General features: G+C 66.9%; 14 protein-coding genes. 5 read left to right on the top strand and 9 right to left on the bottom strand.

Features of this window, described 5'->3' with window-relative positions:
• Positions 1 to 21: 21 nt before the first annotated feature.
• Both G6N45_RS20455 and G6N45_RS20450 read right to left on the bottom strand, forming a co-directional pair.
• Positions 22 to 249, bottom strand: a complete 228-nt coding sequence (locus G6N45_RS20455; protein ID WP_163724088.1) for a hypothetical protein — start codon at positions 247 to 249, stop codon at positions 22 to 24.
• 45 nt (positions 250 to 294) lie between these two features.
• Positions 295 to 1,443, bottom strand: a complete 1,149-nt coding sequence (locus tag G6N45_RS20450) for a C45 family autoproteolytic acyltransferase/hydrolase (protein ID WP_163724086.1) — start codon at positions 1,441 to 1,443, stop codon at positions 295 to 297.
• A gap of 119 nt (positions 1,444 to 1,562) precedes the next feature.
• Here G6N45_RS20450 and G6N45_RS20445 point away from each other — a divergent pair, with 119 nt between their 5' ends.
• On the top strand, positions 1,563 to 2,849 hold the full coding sequence (locus G6N45_RS20445) for a serine hydrolase domain-containing protein (protein ID WP_246228740.1): 1,287 nt from the start codon (positions 1,563 to 1,565) through the stop codon (positions 2,847 to 2,849).
• 9 nt (positions 2,850 to 2,858) lie between these two features.
• Here the strand turns inward: G6N45_RS20445 and G6N45_RS20440 are convergent, their stop codons facing one another.
• The gene (locus G6N45_RS20440; RefSeq protein WP_197746848.1) at positions 2,859 to 4,346 is read right to left on the bottom strand and encodes a biotin carboxylase; all 1,488 of its coding nucleotides are present in this window, start codon (positions 4,344 to 4,346) and stop codon (positions 2,859 to 2,861) included.
• Positions 4,347 to 4,423: 77 nt separating this feature from the next.
• On the opposite strand from G6N45_RS20440, the gene G6N45_RS20435 reads away from it, so the two are divergent.
• Positions 4,424 to 6,340 carry a primary-amine oxidase gene (locus tag G6N45_RS20435; protein WP_264059811.1) on the top strand — a complete coding sequence of 639 codons (1,917 nt, stop codon included), beginning with the start codon at positions 4,424 to 4,426 and terminating at the stop codon, positions 6,338 to 6,340.
• 69 nt (positions 6,341 to 6,409) lie between these two features.
• On the opposite strand, the gene G6N45_RS20430 is transcribed toward G6N45_RS20435, so the two are convergent.
• Positions 6,410 to 6,934, bottom strand: a complete 525-nt coding sequence (locus tag G6N45_RS20430; RefSeq protein WP_163724081.1) for a helix-turn-helix domain-containing protein — start codon at positions 6,932 to 6,934, stop codon at positions 6,410 to 6,412.
• 52 nt (positions 6,935 to 6,986) lie between these two features.
• Between G6N45_RS20430 and G6N45_RS20425 the strand changes: the two genes are divergently transcribed.
• Positions 6,987 to 7,325 (top strand): hypothetical protein, encoded by a 339-nt coding sequence (locus tag G6N45_RS20425; protein ID WP_163724079.1) that lies wholly within the window; start codon positions 6,987 to 6,989, stop codon positions 7,323 to 7,325.
• A 16-nt stretch (positions 7,326 to 7,341) separates the two neighbouring features.
• On the opposite strand, the gene G6N45_RS20420 is transcribed toward G6N45_RS20425, so the two are convergent.
• Positions 7,342 to 8,238, bottom strand: a complete 897-nt coding sequence (locus tag G6N45_RS20420) for a peptidylprolyl isomerase (RefSeq protein ID WP_163724076.1) — start codon at positions 8,236 to 8,238, stop codon at positions 7,342 to 7,344.
• 118 nt (positions 8,239 to 8,356) lie between these two features.
• On the opposite strand from G6N45_RS20420, the gene G6N45_RS20415 reads away from it, so the two are divergent.
• Together G6N45_RS20415 and hisS are read left to right on the top strand one after the other, a co-directional pair.
• Complete coding sequence (locus G6N45_RS20415) at positions 8,357 to 9,055, top strand: MBL fold metallo-hydrolase (protein ID WP_163724074.1); 699 nt, start codon at positions 8,357 to 8,359, stop codon at positions 9,053 to 9,055.
• Positions 9,052 to 10,311 (top strand): histidine--tRNA ligase, encoded by a 1,260-nt coding sequence (gene hisS / locus G6N45_RS20410; protein WP_163724072.1) that lies wholly within the window; start codon positions 9,052 to 9,054, stop codon positions 10,309 to 10,311. Before G6N45_RS20415 ends, hisS begins: the two co-directional genes overlap by 4 nt.
• A gap of 134 nt (positions 10,312 to 10,445) precedes the next feature.
• Here the strand turns inward: hisS and urtE are convergent, their stop codons facing one another.
• From urtE to urtB, 4 genes are read right to left on the bottom strand one after another with little or no spacing between them, the layout of a single operon-like run.
• Positions 10,446 to 11,141 carry an urea ABC transporter ATP-binding subunit UrtE gene (gene urtE, locus G6N45_RS20405; protein WP_057147183.1) on the bottom strand — a complete coding sequence of 232 codons (696 nt, stop codon included), beginning with the start codon at positions 11,139 to 11,141 and terminating at the stop codon, positions 10,446 to 10,448.
• Positions 11,138 to 11,953, bottom strand: coding sequence for an urea ABC transporter ATP-binding protein UrtD (urtD, locus tag G6N45_RS20400; RefSeq protein ID WP_163724070.1), 816 nt, complete (start codon positions 11,951 to 11,953; stop codon positions 11,138 to 11,140). The genes urtE and urtD overlap by 4 nt, the downstream gene beginning before the upstream one ends.
• On the bottom strand, positions 11,950 to 13,050 hold the full coding sequence (gene urtC, locus G6N45_RS20395) for an urea ABC transporter permease subunit UrtC (RefSeq protein ID WP_163724068.1): 1,101 nt from the start codon (positions 13,048 to 13,050) through the stop codon (positions 11,950 to 11,952). The genes urtD and urtC overlap by 4 nt, the downstream gene beginning before the upstream one ends.
• Positions 13,047 to 13,931, bottom strand: a complete 885-nt coding sequence (gene urtB / locus G6N45_RS20390; RefSeq protein ID WP_163724066.1) for an urea ABC transporter permease subunit UrtB — start codon at positions 13,929 to 13,931, stop codon at positions 13,047 to 13,049. Before urtB ends, urtC begins: the two co-directional genes overlap by 4 nt.
• Positions 13,932 to 13,933 lie beyond the last annotated feature (2 nt).

Here is a 13,933-nt window from a genome sequence, read left to right as displayed (position 1 = left end):
GGCTCGTGCGGCGGGGAGGCGTCAATGGTGCCATCTCTCCCAGGCGGCCTGTTTCGTGGTGCCGGCGAGACCGGCAACGCTGCTCCAGGACTGGGCTTGCGCCAGGGTTCGGGCTGAGATTCCCAGACATTCGCCGACGTACTGACTGAGACCGAGCAAGGTTTCGAAGGCGATCGGGTCGGTGCTGTTGGCAAGCGCATCCAGCAGGGTGCGGGCCTCGGCCGCAATGTCGGTTGGTTCTCGACTCACGGAGTCAGTATGGCCGGGATCTGGGGTCGAAGGTGACGGGCCGGGTCATGAGGCCAGTTCCACCGTGCGTACACCGTCAGGGTCGTTGAAGCGTCGCGTCCATGACGTCTCGGGCCAATGCCATGTGGCGGTTCCGGCTGCGGGCTCATAGTTGGCGGTGTACAGAGTGCCGAAGCCGATCTCGAATTCGTTGTTGCGCAACGGTGGCTGCAGCATCGCCGCGACGAGGTGCTCGCCCGATGCACGGTTGGATCGCAGCTGGTCCAATTGCGTGAGTCGCCCAACGCTGTTGAATCGAGCGGCGGTCGCGGGGTATTCGACTTGATTGAGCCGGTGGTTGGTCGTCGCTTCGAGTTGGCTGATGATGGCAGGCTGCTCGGGGGCGACAAAAACCGTAGCGTGACTACCAGTGGTGTCGACCAACGCCACGTTGTAGGACTGCGCAACGGGAATCCGCCGGAGAGCGCTGACTCCTTGTTCGACGGTGGCACAGGTCTCCAGCACATAGCGCAACACGATGGGGATCCCGAAGCCCTCGCCACCGCCCGGTCGGCCACCGAAGGTCAGCGAGACGGCCAGCCCGTCCTCGTTCATCCCGTCCAGCAGACCCCAGAGCATGTCGCTCGTTCCCAGCACCCGGCGCTGTCCAGAGTAGTTGGTGGACGCGATGACGCCTTCGAAGAGCGCCTGGTCGTAGTCGTAATTTCGGATCAAGATCGGCTGCTCACCGGGGATCACAACTTGGGAACAACCCACGCTGAAAGCCGGAAGCCCCCACATCGACAGCATGCGGGCCGCGACCGGGTCGTCACCGGTCAGGTGACAGAGCCTTTCCCAGGTAGGTATCAGCTCAGGGAGATGTTGGGCAAGCGCGCGCCGGCATTCGTCCAGAGAGGGTCGGGCGGCCAGCCCTTCCCGGGCATACCAGCGCCGATAGGCCGGCCATGTTGCCGCGTAAAGCGCCTGCCAACGGGGGCCCGGCCTGGTCTCTCGGTAGGCGTGGAGGGTCAGATTGCGCGTGGTCTCACTGGCAAGTCCGGCCATCGAGCCTCGCGCGATGGCCCCAGCCGATTCCACCGTCGCGTGTCGCTCGTCCACCGAGGCCCAGTGCAGGCCGTAGTCGAGCCACTCCTGCCAATGAGCATCAGGCGAGGGGAGATGCGGGGTTGCGAGTTCAGTCAGAAGTGCGCTCATCCGTCAAGGCTATCTTGACGGATGGAGATCCGTCAAGGCGAACTTGACGAGGTGGACGAGGTTTTGCCGGAGCCGCGGCGGTCGTCGGCGTCAAGCGGGGCCACCTGTAGGGTCGTCGCATGTCGGATGTGCCGCTGATGTCGGGGTTCCCGCCAGATCAGGAATCGCTGGTGACATTGGCGAACTGGCAGGATGCACCCTTCAACCGGTGGGCCTTTCAGCACCTGCGCGAGGTCATACCCACCCACCACATCCCGCGCGGATCGGGTCCGGTGGCGCCACTGGCACCCGCCACCCAGCCCCTGGCGCCGGAGTCCGTCACCGTGCACCGCCTGGAGGGCCAGGCGTCGACGCTGGCCGAGGTGCTGGCCGACACCTGGACCGACGCCGTGGTGATCGTGCACGACGGCCGCATCGTGCTGGAGAGCTACGGCAACGGGATGACGGCGCAGACCCCCCACCTGTTGATGTCGGTGACGAAGTCGGTCGTCGGCTGTGTCACGGGGATCTTGGCCGATCAGGGGCTGCTGGACCCTGACGAGCAGGTGAGCACCTACGTGCCCGAGGTCGCGGGCTCCGGCTACGGCGGCGCGACGGTGCGCGATCTGCTCGACATGCGCACCGGGGTCGTGTTCAGCGAGGAGTACACCGACCCGCAGGCCGAGGTCCGGGTGATGGAGCGCTACATGGGCTGGCGGCCCGGAATCGACGGCGACGAGCTCGGCGGGATGTACAGCTATCTGGCGACCCTGGCTCTCGGTGGCGCGCACGGCGGGCCGTTCGTGTACCGATCGGCCGACACCGACATGCTGGGCTGGGTGTGTGAACGGGCCGCGGGCAGGCGGATGGCCGAGCTGATCTCGACGTTGATCTGGCAGCCGATGGGCGCCGAGTTCGACGCCGACATCACCTGCGACGCAGTCGGTTCGGCGATCCACGACGGCGGGATGTCGGCGCACGCCCGCGACCTCGCGCGGTTCGGACAGCTGCTCCTCGACGACGGTTTCGTGGCCGACGACGCCGTGGTGCCCAAGCAGTGGCTGACGCAGGCCAGGACCATCGACCCCGACGTCAGGGCGGCGTTCGTGTCCTCGGACTCCGAGCCCTTCCTCACGGGCGGCTGGTATCGCAACCAGTTCTGGTTCATACCCGGGGTGCTGGGGGATCTGCAGCTGTGCCTGGGGATTCACGGCCAGATGATCCTGGTGGACCGGGCCACCCGCACCGTATCGGTGAAGTTCTCGACGTGGCCGGCGGCTCAGAACCCGGTGTACCTGCTCGACACGATTCGGGCGTTCGTGGCCGCGGGACAACACGCTGCCGGCCTGGCCGAGCGTGCCCCCGCGCATCGGAAGGGCACGGGGCCGATCGGCGTGGTCGAGGGCCGCGAGCGCGGCCACAGCTGACGGCGGCGGCTACTTGACGTAGCTGATGGGTGTCACACTCGGGGGCTCGGGAAGTGGCTCGCTCACGTACATCGAGCGGATCCCGTCGATGTAGCTTCGACAGCGCTGGGTCAGTCCGTCGGAGGTCTGCATGCGGCCCTTGGTGACCAGGATTCCCAGGTCGGCGCCCTTGAACCGGTAGTCGCCGGGTCCATACACCCGAAGGTAGAAACACTCGTCCTCGTGGGTGACGTCGTGCCAGTCGTTGGTGACGCCAGTGAAGCGCAGGCTTCCGTCCTCATCCAACCGGTAGCTACCGGTGGCAGGTGCTGCGAGGACGCGCTCGACGGAGTCGTTCGGCTCTTTCATGATCAGCTGGGCCCAGACGTCCACCGCGGCGAGCTCACGCCAGCGCTCGTTGATCTCCTCGACGTCGACGACGTAGTCGACGTTCATGAACTCCAGAAGGTGGAACAGGAACAACGGGATGTCGGAGTAGGCGCCGGCGGTCACGTTGGTGATCGACGAGGCCCCGGAGATCCGTGGGTTCAGTTCGCCCAGGTACACCTCGTCGGAGTCGAGGTCGACCAGCACATCGACCTCGAAGAAGCCCTTGTAGCCCTCTTTGCGCAGCCGGTCGCCGAGGCGTTGCACATGGCGGATGGCGATGGCGCGGTGGAGCTCCGAAAGGGCCTCGGGGAAAAGGTCGTTGCCGCACCAGCCGCCGCGGTAGGGCGTGAGTTCGGGATAGCCGGTGAGATCGGTCATGAACGGGCCGACGACCGTGCCGTGCTTGGTGTTGACCGCTTCGACCGCGACGGCGTGGTTGTTGATCCGCTTCATGATCTTCAGATCCTGGCCGACGATGTTCTCGCAGTCGCGGTCCCATTCGCGCAGGGAGGTGATGAAGAACGTCGTCTTGCCCGAGTCGCCGTACGGAGTCTGCACCACCAGGTCAGAGCCCAGGCCTGCCTCGGCGGCCAGCGCGGAGAGTTCTTCGTAGCTGTCCGCTCGACCCAGCACGTTGGGCACCGACGGGGCGCCGGCTTCCTCGCCCAATTGCGTGGTGACGATCTTGGAGTCGAGATGCCGGCGCAGCGAATCCGGCGGCAGGATCAGCGTGTAGTCGAGTTCGCGGCAGATCTCCTCGGTTTCCTCATCGAAGAACACCATGGCGATCATCGGGCGCCGACCGGGCCCAGCGCACCGTGCCTCCATGAATCTCTGCACCTCGGCGTCACGCAGCAGGTAGTTGTTGATCTCCTCGCTGCTTTCGAACTCCACATACGGCTTACTCGACGGGGTGAAGACCCGCGGATGGGCGGAGTCCCATGAGTCGTAATAGACGATGTACTCGACGCCGCGGACCCAGCGGTCGATTCCGAGCAGGTTGAATGCCGTCGGGCCGACGAAGAAGATGGGCTGCTCGTTGGTCCGGAAGAACGTGCGGATCTCGGAGATCCCCTTCAATCCGCGGGATCCGAAGACTTTCGATATGAAGCTCGGTCGCTCGTTCATTTTGCCTCCTGCGAATTGTCGCATGACGAATACAAATTGGCCGGAGAACGAAAGACTGGGGGAAGACTAGCGAGGAGATAGCAATGGCTCAGCATCCACTGGAACCGTTGACCGCGGAGGAGTTCAGGCAGACGGCCGCGCTACTGCGACGCGCAGGCCACGTCAACGATGGTTTCCGCTTCACCTCGATCGAGTTGAAGGAGCCGCTCAAAGCCGACGTGAAGGCGTGGCGCCCCGGGCACCCGGTCCGGCGGACGTCGTTCGCGGTGGTCTTGGACCGCACCGAGAACAGGACCTACGAGGCAACGGTCGACCTGACCGACGACACCGTTCTCTCGTTCGAGCACATTCCCGGCGTCACACCGAACTTCACGATGGACGAGTTCCACGACATCGACCACGCGATGCGCAAGCACCCTGACGTCATCGCCGCTCTGGCCGAGCGCGGGTTCAGCGACATGAGCCTGATCCTCATCGACGTGTGGACCTACGGCAAAGCGCTGATGCCCGAGGAGCACAGGCATCGTCGCCTCGGCTGGTGCGACCTGTGGGCGCGCGAAACTCCCGAGGGCAACCCCTTCGGCCATCCTGTCTCCGGCCTGAAACTGTTGGTGGACGTCAACACGCTCGAGTTGCTCGAGATCGAGCGGCACCACGACTACGGCCATCCCGAGGTGGACTCGGAGTACCTTCCCTCGGTACGGGGCACCCAGGTGCGCACCGATCTCAAACCGCTGCACATCACGCAGCCCGAGGGCACGTCCTTCACGGTGGAGGGCACCGAACTGAAGTGGCAGAACTGGACCATGCGGCTGGGCTTCAACTATCGCGAGGGCCCTGTCCTGTACCAGGTGACGTTCGACGACCGGGGTACGCAACGGGATGTCGCGTATCGAATGTCCTTGGCGGAGATGGTCGTTCCCTACCGCGACCCCACCTTCGACCACTACCGGCGCACCGCGTATGACATCGGTGAGTGGGGCTTGGGCTACATGACCACATCGCTGGAGCTGGGCTGCGACTGTCTCGGCGAGATCGTCTATGTCGACGCGACGTTGTCCAATACCAAGGGGGAGCCGTACACCGTCAAGAACGCCATCTGCCTGCACGAAGAGGACAACGCGGTGCTGTGGAAGCACGTCGACCCGAAGACGGGTGCGGAGGTGCGCAGGCAGCGCCGGATGGTGATCTCGTGTCACGCGACCGTGGCCAACTACGAGTACCTCGTCTACTGGCGGTTCTATCAGGACGGCAACATCGAGTGCGAGGTCAGGGCCACCGGCATCATGGTCACCACGCCGTTTCCCGAAGGGGAGGAGCCGCCCCCGTACGGCACCGTCGTCGACAGGAACACCTACGCCCCATTCCATCAGCACTTCCTGATCGCGCGGTTGGATCTCGACGTCGACGGTGAGCAGAACACCGTGATGGAAGTCGACTCGGTGGCGCCGCCGGTATCGGAGGAGAACCCGTACGGGCTGGCGTTGGTGACCCGTTCGACGCCGATCAGGTCGGAGTCCGAATCCGCGCGTGATTTCGACTGGCCCACTCAGCGGTCGTGGAAGGTGGTCAACACCAACAAGACCAACAAGTGCGGCACGCCGGTGTCTTACAAATTGGTTCCAGGCGCGGCGTTCCCGGTCATGATGGATCCGGCGACGCCGCAGTATCTGCGGGCCCCGGTCATCGGGCACACCCTGTGGGTCACCAAGAACAGCGCCGAGGAGCGTTGGCCTGCCGGGGATTACCCGACCCAGTCCAATGTCGACGCCGGCATGAGTGAGTGGATCAAAGACGATGCGCCGCTGGAGAACACCGACGTGGTCCTCTGGTACGTCTTCGGCATCCACCACATCACCAGGATGGAGGAGTGGCCGATCATGGCCGTTGACACGGTGTCGTTCTGGCTCAAGCCGTCGGGTTTCTTCGATCAGAACCCGTCGATCGACGCCCCGCCCACCCCTAAGGGTGAAGGCGGCGCCTGCCACGGATGATGCTGTACGGCAGCGCCGTTCAACCGACCAGGAGCGGAGTGTCCTTTAACTCGCCGCGCAGAGCGGGTGTCACCGCGCCGGAATCAGGATGGTGTCGATCAGGTACTTTGCCCGAGTTCCGTTGCAAGCATTGTTGATTCGTGAATGAACCGCGGCGGCGAGCTCGCTGCGCAGAGCGGTGAGTTCTTCGTCGGTCAGCCACAGAGCGGCTTGGGTGAACCCCACGCCGTCGTCGACGACGTCGGCCTCAGGTGTGGCGAGATAGCGGTCGAAGTCGGCCATGAGCATAGTGCAGAACGCGGTGAAGGCGCGGCGATGGTCGTCGCGGCTGAGCTGCCGGGCATCCTCGGCTGTCACGGCGGCGTTGGGCAGATGCAGGCGGAAGCCCCGCTCGACGGCGCCCCGGACCCGCTTCTGGTGCGCCACCTCGAGCACGCCGGCGTCGGCCAGCGTGGCGATATGGCGATAGAGCGACGCGGACGGAATGTCGGGAAGTTCCTGGCGCAGTTGGCGCGCCGTCATCGTGGCGCCGTCGAGCAGAACTTGGACGATGCGCATGCGCACGGGGTGGAGCAGGACGTCAGGAGCCGGCATGCTGCCATTATCAACCCTGATAACATTCTCAATGTTGAGAAAGGAGATTCGAATGGCTGAACTTCGCCGCAACGGCGACGACCTCGAGGTGCGACTGACGGTGATCGAGAAGATCGCCGGGCTGCGCGGCAACATCAAGGTGCCGGCATCGGCCGTCGCCGCGGTGGCGATCGCCGAACAACCGCTGGCAGCAGTGGCCGGGATGCGCGCTCCCGGATTGCACCTGCCCGGCCGGACGAAGATCGGCACCTGGCGACACGCGGGTCGGAAGACGTTCGCAGTCGCCCGCAGGGGTGTGCCCGCTATCCGGGTCGATCTCGTCGGCCAGCGATATGACCATCTGGTCATCAGTCAGCCCGACGCCGCCTCGGTCGCCGAGGCGCTGGGCTGACTCCAGCCCGGACGCGTCAGTCCAGCTGCAGCGACTTGATGGTGACGTCGAGCTTCGGCGCGCCGTCGTCGCCGCCCTCTTTGGTGCCCGCCGCGGCGATCTTGTCCAGCGTGGCCAGGCCGGTCTGGTCGATGGTGCCGAACACGGTGTAGTTGGGCGGCAGCTGCGAATCCTTGTAGACGAGGAAGAACTGGCTGCCGTTGGTTCCCGGACCGGCGTTGGCCATGGCCAGGGTGCCTCGCGGATACACCACCGGTTGCTGCAGCTTCGGGTCGTCGGGCTGGTACTGGTCGGTCGGATATTCGTTGCCGAACTGGTAGCCCGGCCCGCCGGTGCCCTGGCCGGTGGGGTCACCGCACTGCAGGACGGCCAGGCCCTCGCTGGTGGTGAGCCGGTGGCAGGGGGTGCCGTTGAAGTAGCCCTGCTGGGCCAGGCTGGCGAAGCTGTTCACGGTGCACGGCGACTTGGCATTGTCCAGCTGCAGCCCGAGGTTGCCCTGGCTGGTCTCCATGCTGGCGCTGACCTCGGCCGGGTCGGTCGGAACCTTGCCGGCGCGGGGCGGCTTGTTGGGCTTGCTGGCCGCCTCGCTCGACTTCGGGTATTGGCAGTTGCTGCCCAAGCCCTCGGGCGCTGCGAACGCCGGCAGGGCGGCCGGCTTCCCGGGTTCGGGGGCGTCGAGCGGCGAATCCGCCGCCGAGGTGGGGGTGCTGGTCGACGACGACGCGCTCGGCGTGCTGGAGTCGCGATTGGTGAGGACCACGGTCGCCACCACCGCGGCGATCACGACGATCGCCGCAGCCACCGATCCGATGATCGTGTACAGGCGGCGTTTGCGGTCCTTCTCGGCACGCCGCTCGAGCTGCCGCTCGAGCTTGCGCTTGGCGGTGGCTCGCCGTTGTTCGTTCGTCGGCACGGGCCGGGTCCTCCTCGCAATCGATCAGGTCGGCACCGAGTGTGCCAGCACGGGCTGAGAACAGCGGCTGCGACCCTCCTGAACAGCGTGGCGACGCCGGCATGGGAAGCTTGACGACGTGTTGATCACCGGATTCCCGGCCGGGATGCTGGCGTGCAACTGCTACGTGCTGGCGCCCCGGCAGGGCGCCGACGCAATCGTCGTCGACCCCGGCCAGCGTGCCATGGGTCCGCTGCGCCGGATCCTCGACGACAACCGGCTCACGCCGGCTGCGGTGCTGCTCACCCACGGACACATCGACCACATGTGGTCCGCGCAGAAGGTCGCCGACACCTACGGTTGCCCCACCTACATCCACCCGGCCGACCGGCACATGCTCAGCGATCCGATCAAGGGCTTCGGGCCCCGCGTCGCGCAGAAGGCGTTCGGGGCGCTGTTCCGCGAGCCCAAGCAGGTCGTCGAACTCGACCGCGACGGCGACAAGATCGACCTGGGCGGGATCACCGTGGCCGTGGACCACACACCCGGGCACACGCAGGGCTCGGTGATCTTTCGCGTGGCGGGAGGGCCCACCGATGAGCGCTTGCGCGAAGAGCAGACCTACGAAGAGGTGGTCTTCACCGGCGACACCCTGTTCCGCCAGTCGGTGGGCCGCACCGACCTGCCCGGGGGCAGCGGCCGCGACCTGCTGACCTCGATCGTGACGAAACTGCTGGTGCTCGACGACGACACCCTGGTGTTACCGGGGCACGGCGAGCGCTCGACCATCGGCCTCGAACGCCGCACCAACCCCTTCCTCGAAGGCTTGACCACGTGACCGATTTCAAGGCGCCCAAGGGCGTCCCGGATTACCTGCCGCCCGAGTCGGCCGAGTTCGTCGCCGTGCGCGCCGGGCTGCTCGGCGCCGCGCGCCGCGCCGGTTACGGCGACATCGAGCTGCCGATCTTCGAGGACACCGCGCTGTTCGCGCGCGGGGTGGGCGAGTCCACCGACGTCGTGTCCAAGGAGATGTACACGTTCGCCGACCGCGGCGACCGGTCGGTGACACTGCGCCCCGAAGGCACCGCGGGCGTCATGCGCGCGGTCATCGAACACGGTCTCGACCGCGGGCAGCTGCCGGTGAAGCTGTGCTACTCGGGGCCGTTCTTCCGGTACGAGCGGCCGCAGGCGGGCCGCTACCGGCAGCTCCAGCAGGTCGGGATCGAGGCGATCGGCGTCGACGACCCGGCGCTCGACGCCGAGGTGATCGCGGTCGCCGACGCCGGCTTCCGCGCGCTCGGCCTCGACGGGTTCCGGCTGGAGATCACCTCGCTCGGCGACGACACCTGCCGGCCGCAGTATCGACAGTTGTTGCAGGAGTTCCTCTTCCGTCTCGACCTGGACGAAGAAACCCGGCGGCGCGCGGAGATCAACCCGCTGCGGGTGCTCGACGACAAGCGTCCGCACATCAAGGAGATGACCGCCGACGCACCGTTGATGCTCGACCATCTCTCCGATGTGGCCAAGGAGCACTTCGAGACGGTGCTCGCGCACCTGGACGCGCTGGCGGTGCCGTACGTCATCAATCCGCGAATGGTGCGCGGGCTGGACTACTACACGAAGACGACGTTCGAGTTCGTCCACGACGGTCTGGGCGCGCAGTCCGGCATCGGGGGCGGCGGCCGCTACGACGGGCTGATGAGTCAGCTCGGCGGGCGCGACCTGTCGGGCATCGGCTTCGGGCTCGGTGTCGATCGCACGCTGCTGGCGCTGCGGGCCGAAGGCAGGACCGCGGGCCAGACGGCGCGCGTGGACGTGTATGCGGTGCCGCTGGGCGCCGAGGCCAAGATCCGGCTCGCGGTGCTGGCCGCGCAGCTGCGCGCCGCCGGCGTGCGGGTGGACATGGCCTACGGTGACCGCAGCCTCAAGGGTGCGATGAAAGGTGCCGACCGCTCAGGTGCCTCGATCGCGCTGGTGGCGGGGGACCGCGACCTGGAGGCGGGCACCGTCGGGGTCAAGACGATGGGCACCGGCGAGCAGGTGGACGTCGCCGTCGACGAGGTGGTCGCCCACGTGCTCGCCCACCTCGGCTGACCTTTCATGGACGAGCCGGGGGCACCTCCCGCTCCCCACGGATGGCATTCTTGCTGCCCTCACGGGCCGCGAGCGTGCGCTGCGGCACAGCGATAGCGGCGTGTCGGCGTACAGACCCGCGCGCTCGCGGCAGATCAGATGGCCATCGCGGCGCGGACGTCGGCTTCCGAGGCCGAACCGCCCGTGCCGCTGGACGTCACCCGGCCGGCCTCGAGGATGTAGTAGCGCTGCGCGGACTCGAGCGCGAAACCGATGTGCTGCTCGACGAGCAGCACCCCGAGATCGCCGCGATCGGTCAAGGCGGTGATGGCCGCCTCGATCTCGGCGACCACCGACGGCTGGATGCCCTCGGTCGGCTCGTCGAGGATCAGGCACTTCGGCGTGGTGATCAGCGCGCGGGCGATCGCCAGCTGCTGGCGCTGGCCGCCGGAGAGCAGACCGGCGCGGCGGGTCAGCAGCTCCTTGAGCGCGGGGAACAGATCGAGCTGCTCGTCGATCAGCGTCTTGCCGTTCCTGCGTCCGTCGGCGACCACCTGCAGGTTCTCCGCGGTGGTGAGCTGGCCGAACGACTGCTGCCCCTGCGGCACGTAGGCCAGGCCCCGGGCCACCCGCGCGCTGGGCCGCAGCCTGGTGATGTCCTCGCCGTCGAAAAGCACAGTGCCACCGGCACATTTCAGCAGCCCGACCGCGGCCCGCAGCAGCGTGGTCTTTCCGGCGCCGTTGTGGCCCATGACCGCGGCGACACCGTCGGGCGGCACCTCGAGGCTGACGCCGTGAATGACCTCGCTGCGGCCGTAGCCGGTGCGGACGTCGACGAGTTGCAGTGTCATGCGATCCCTTCCGCGCCTGCGGCCGCGGTCCCGAGGTAGACCTCCTGCACCTTCGGGTTGGCCTGCACCTCGGCCACCGACCCCTCGGCGATCACCTGTCCGCGCGCGAGTACCGTCACCGATGTCGCGAAGGCGCGCATGAAATCCATGTCGTGCTCGACGACCACAACGGTGCGCTCGGCGCCGATGCGGCGCAACAGGTTACCGGTCTCCTCGCGCTCCTCGGTGCTCATCCCCGCGACCGGTTCGTCGAGCAGTAGCACATCGGCGTTCTGCACCAGCAGCATGCCGATCTCCAGCCACTGCTTCTGCCCGTGCGCGAGCACACCCGCGGGGCGGTCCGCGAGATGGGTCAGGCCGACGGTGTGCAGTGCCTGCTCGATGACGGGCAGTACGCCGCGGCGCCGACGCAGCAGCGTCCACACCGAACGTCCTGCGCCGGCGGCGATGTCGAGGTTCTGCAACACGGTCAGCTGCTCGAACACACTCGCGGTCTGGAACGTGCGTCCCACTCCCCGGCGGGCGATCTGATGCACCTTCCTGCCGAGCAGTTCCACGCCGGATTTGTTCACCGACCCGGTGGCGGGCACCAGTCCCGTGATCGCGTCGATCACGGTGGTTTTGCCGGCACCGTTGGGCCCGATCAGGAAGCGCAGGTCACCTTGGAACAGCGTCAGGTCGACATCGCTGACCGCCTTGAAGCCGTCGAAATCCACGGTCAGGCCCCGCACTTCGAGGTACTGCGTGCCCATGCCGGCGTTGCCGCCCTCGACGGGTTCCTTGCCGGCGGTGCCGGCGTCGACGTCGGTCATGAGCTCGCCCCCACCCTCGCCGTGTCCGTGGCCTCCTGCTCAGCCGGCGCGGCCGTCTTGCTGCGCCGGCGCCGCAGCACCGCGCCCAGCCCGGCGAGTCCGGCGGGGAAGAAACCGACGACGACGATGAACAGCAGGCCCTGGGCGTACGTCCACTCCGACGGGAAGCGTTCGGAGAACAGGGTTTGCGCCCAGGCCACGCCGATGGCGCCAAGCACCGGGCCCAGCAGCGTGGTGCGGCCGCCGATCGCGACGCCGATGAGGAACGCGATCGACGGCAGGATGCCGACCTGCGACGGGGCGATGAACCCGACGATGGGTGCGAACAACGCCCCGGCGATGCTGGCGAACAACGCCGCGACGGTGTAGGCCACCACCTTGATGTTGGCCGGGTCGTAGCCCAGGAAGCGGACCCGCTCCTCGCCGTCACGGACCGCGACCAGCAGTTCGCCGTAGCGGCTCTGCATCAGTTGGCGCACCACGGCGACGAGCACCAGCAGCACGGCCGCGGCGATGAAGTACAGCATCCGGCGGTTCACCGGGTCGTTGAGCGTGAACCCGAAGAAGGTGCGGAACCTGTTGAGCCCGTTGGACCCTCCGAGTCCGGTCTGTCCGACCAGCAGGATCGCCAGCGCGGCGGCCAGTGCCTGCGACAGGATCGCGAAGTAGGCGCCCTTGACCTTGCGCTTGAACACGCCGAGGCCCAACGCGGACGCGATCGCCGTCGGAATCACGATGATCGCCGCGAGCGTCACAACGGGGGAGGCGAACGGTTGCCAGTACGAGGGTAGGGCGCGGATGCCCTGGATCTGCATGAAGTCGGGCACCTCGTCGCCCCGCAGCTGCGCGTCGGCGATATTGAGGTGCATCGCCATCATGTAGCCGCCCAGGCCGAAGAACACGCCCTGGCCCAGCACCAGCATGCCGCCCCGCCCCCAGGCCAGGCCGATGCCGACCGCGACGATGGCGAAGCACAGGAACTTGCCGAGCAGACTGAGCCGGAAGTCCGACAGCACCGCGGGCGCGATCACGAACAGCACCAGCGCGGCGACGCCGAACCCGGCCCAGGTCTGCCAGCGACCGAGGAGGGTCCTCACACCAGACTCCTTGTCCGCACGGTGAACAGGCCCTGCGGGCGGACCTGCAGGAAGATCACGATGATCACGAACACGACCACCTTGGCCAGTGACGCCGTGGTGTTGTACTCGATGAACGAGTTGAGGAACCCGAGCGCGAACGCCGCGATCACGGTGCCTTTGATCTGGCCCAGCCCGCCGACCACGACCACCAGGAACGCGTCGATCAGATAGCTCTGGCCGATCGTCGGGCTGGTGGAACCGATCAGCGTCAGCGCCACACCGGCCACCGCCGCCAGCCCGGACCCGATGAAGAACGTGGTGATGTCGGTCCTGCGGGATGAGATGCCACTGGTCTCGGCGAGGTCGCGGTTCTGCACGACGGCGCGGATGCGTCGTCCCATCGGGCTGACCTTCAACACGGTGGCGAGCACCGCGACGCAGACCACGGCCAGCACCAGGATGAAGATGCGGGTCTTGGGCACCACGGCGCCGAAGATCTCCATTCCGCCGGACAACCACGCCGGCGCCACCACGTTGACCGCCGGGGCGCCGAAGACGTCGCGCGCCACCTGCTGCAGGATCAGGCCGACGCCGAAGGTCACCAGCAGGGTGTCCAGTGGCCGGTCGTACATCCGCTGGATCAGCCCGACCTCGAGCAGAGCGCCCATAGCGCCACCGATGAGGAAACCGACGGCCAGCGAGATGATCAGCGAGACACCGGCACTGGACACGACCTGCTGCACCACGTAGGCGGTGTAGCACCCGGCCATGATGAACTCGCCGTGCGCCATGTTGATGACGCCCATCTGGCCGAAGGTCAGCGACAGGCCCAGCGCCGCGAGCAACAGGATCGAGCCGAGGCTCAATCCTGTTGCCAGCTGCCCGATCAGGACATCCATGT

The organism is Mycolicibacterium psychrotolerans, assembly GCF_010729305.1.
Lineage (GTDB): Bacteria > Actinomycetota > Actinomycetes > Mycobacteriales > Mycobacteriaceae > Mycobacterium > Mycobacterium psychrotolerans.
Note: the sequence above shows the minus strand (reverse complement) of the source record. Positions and strands in the feature narration are given on the sequence as shown.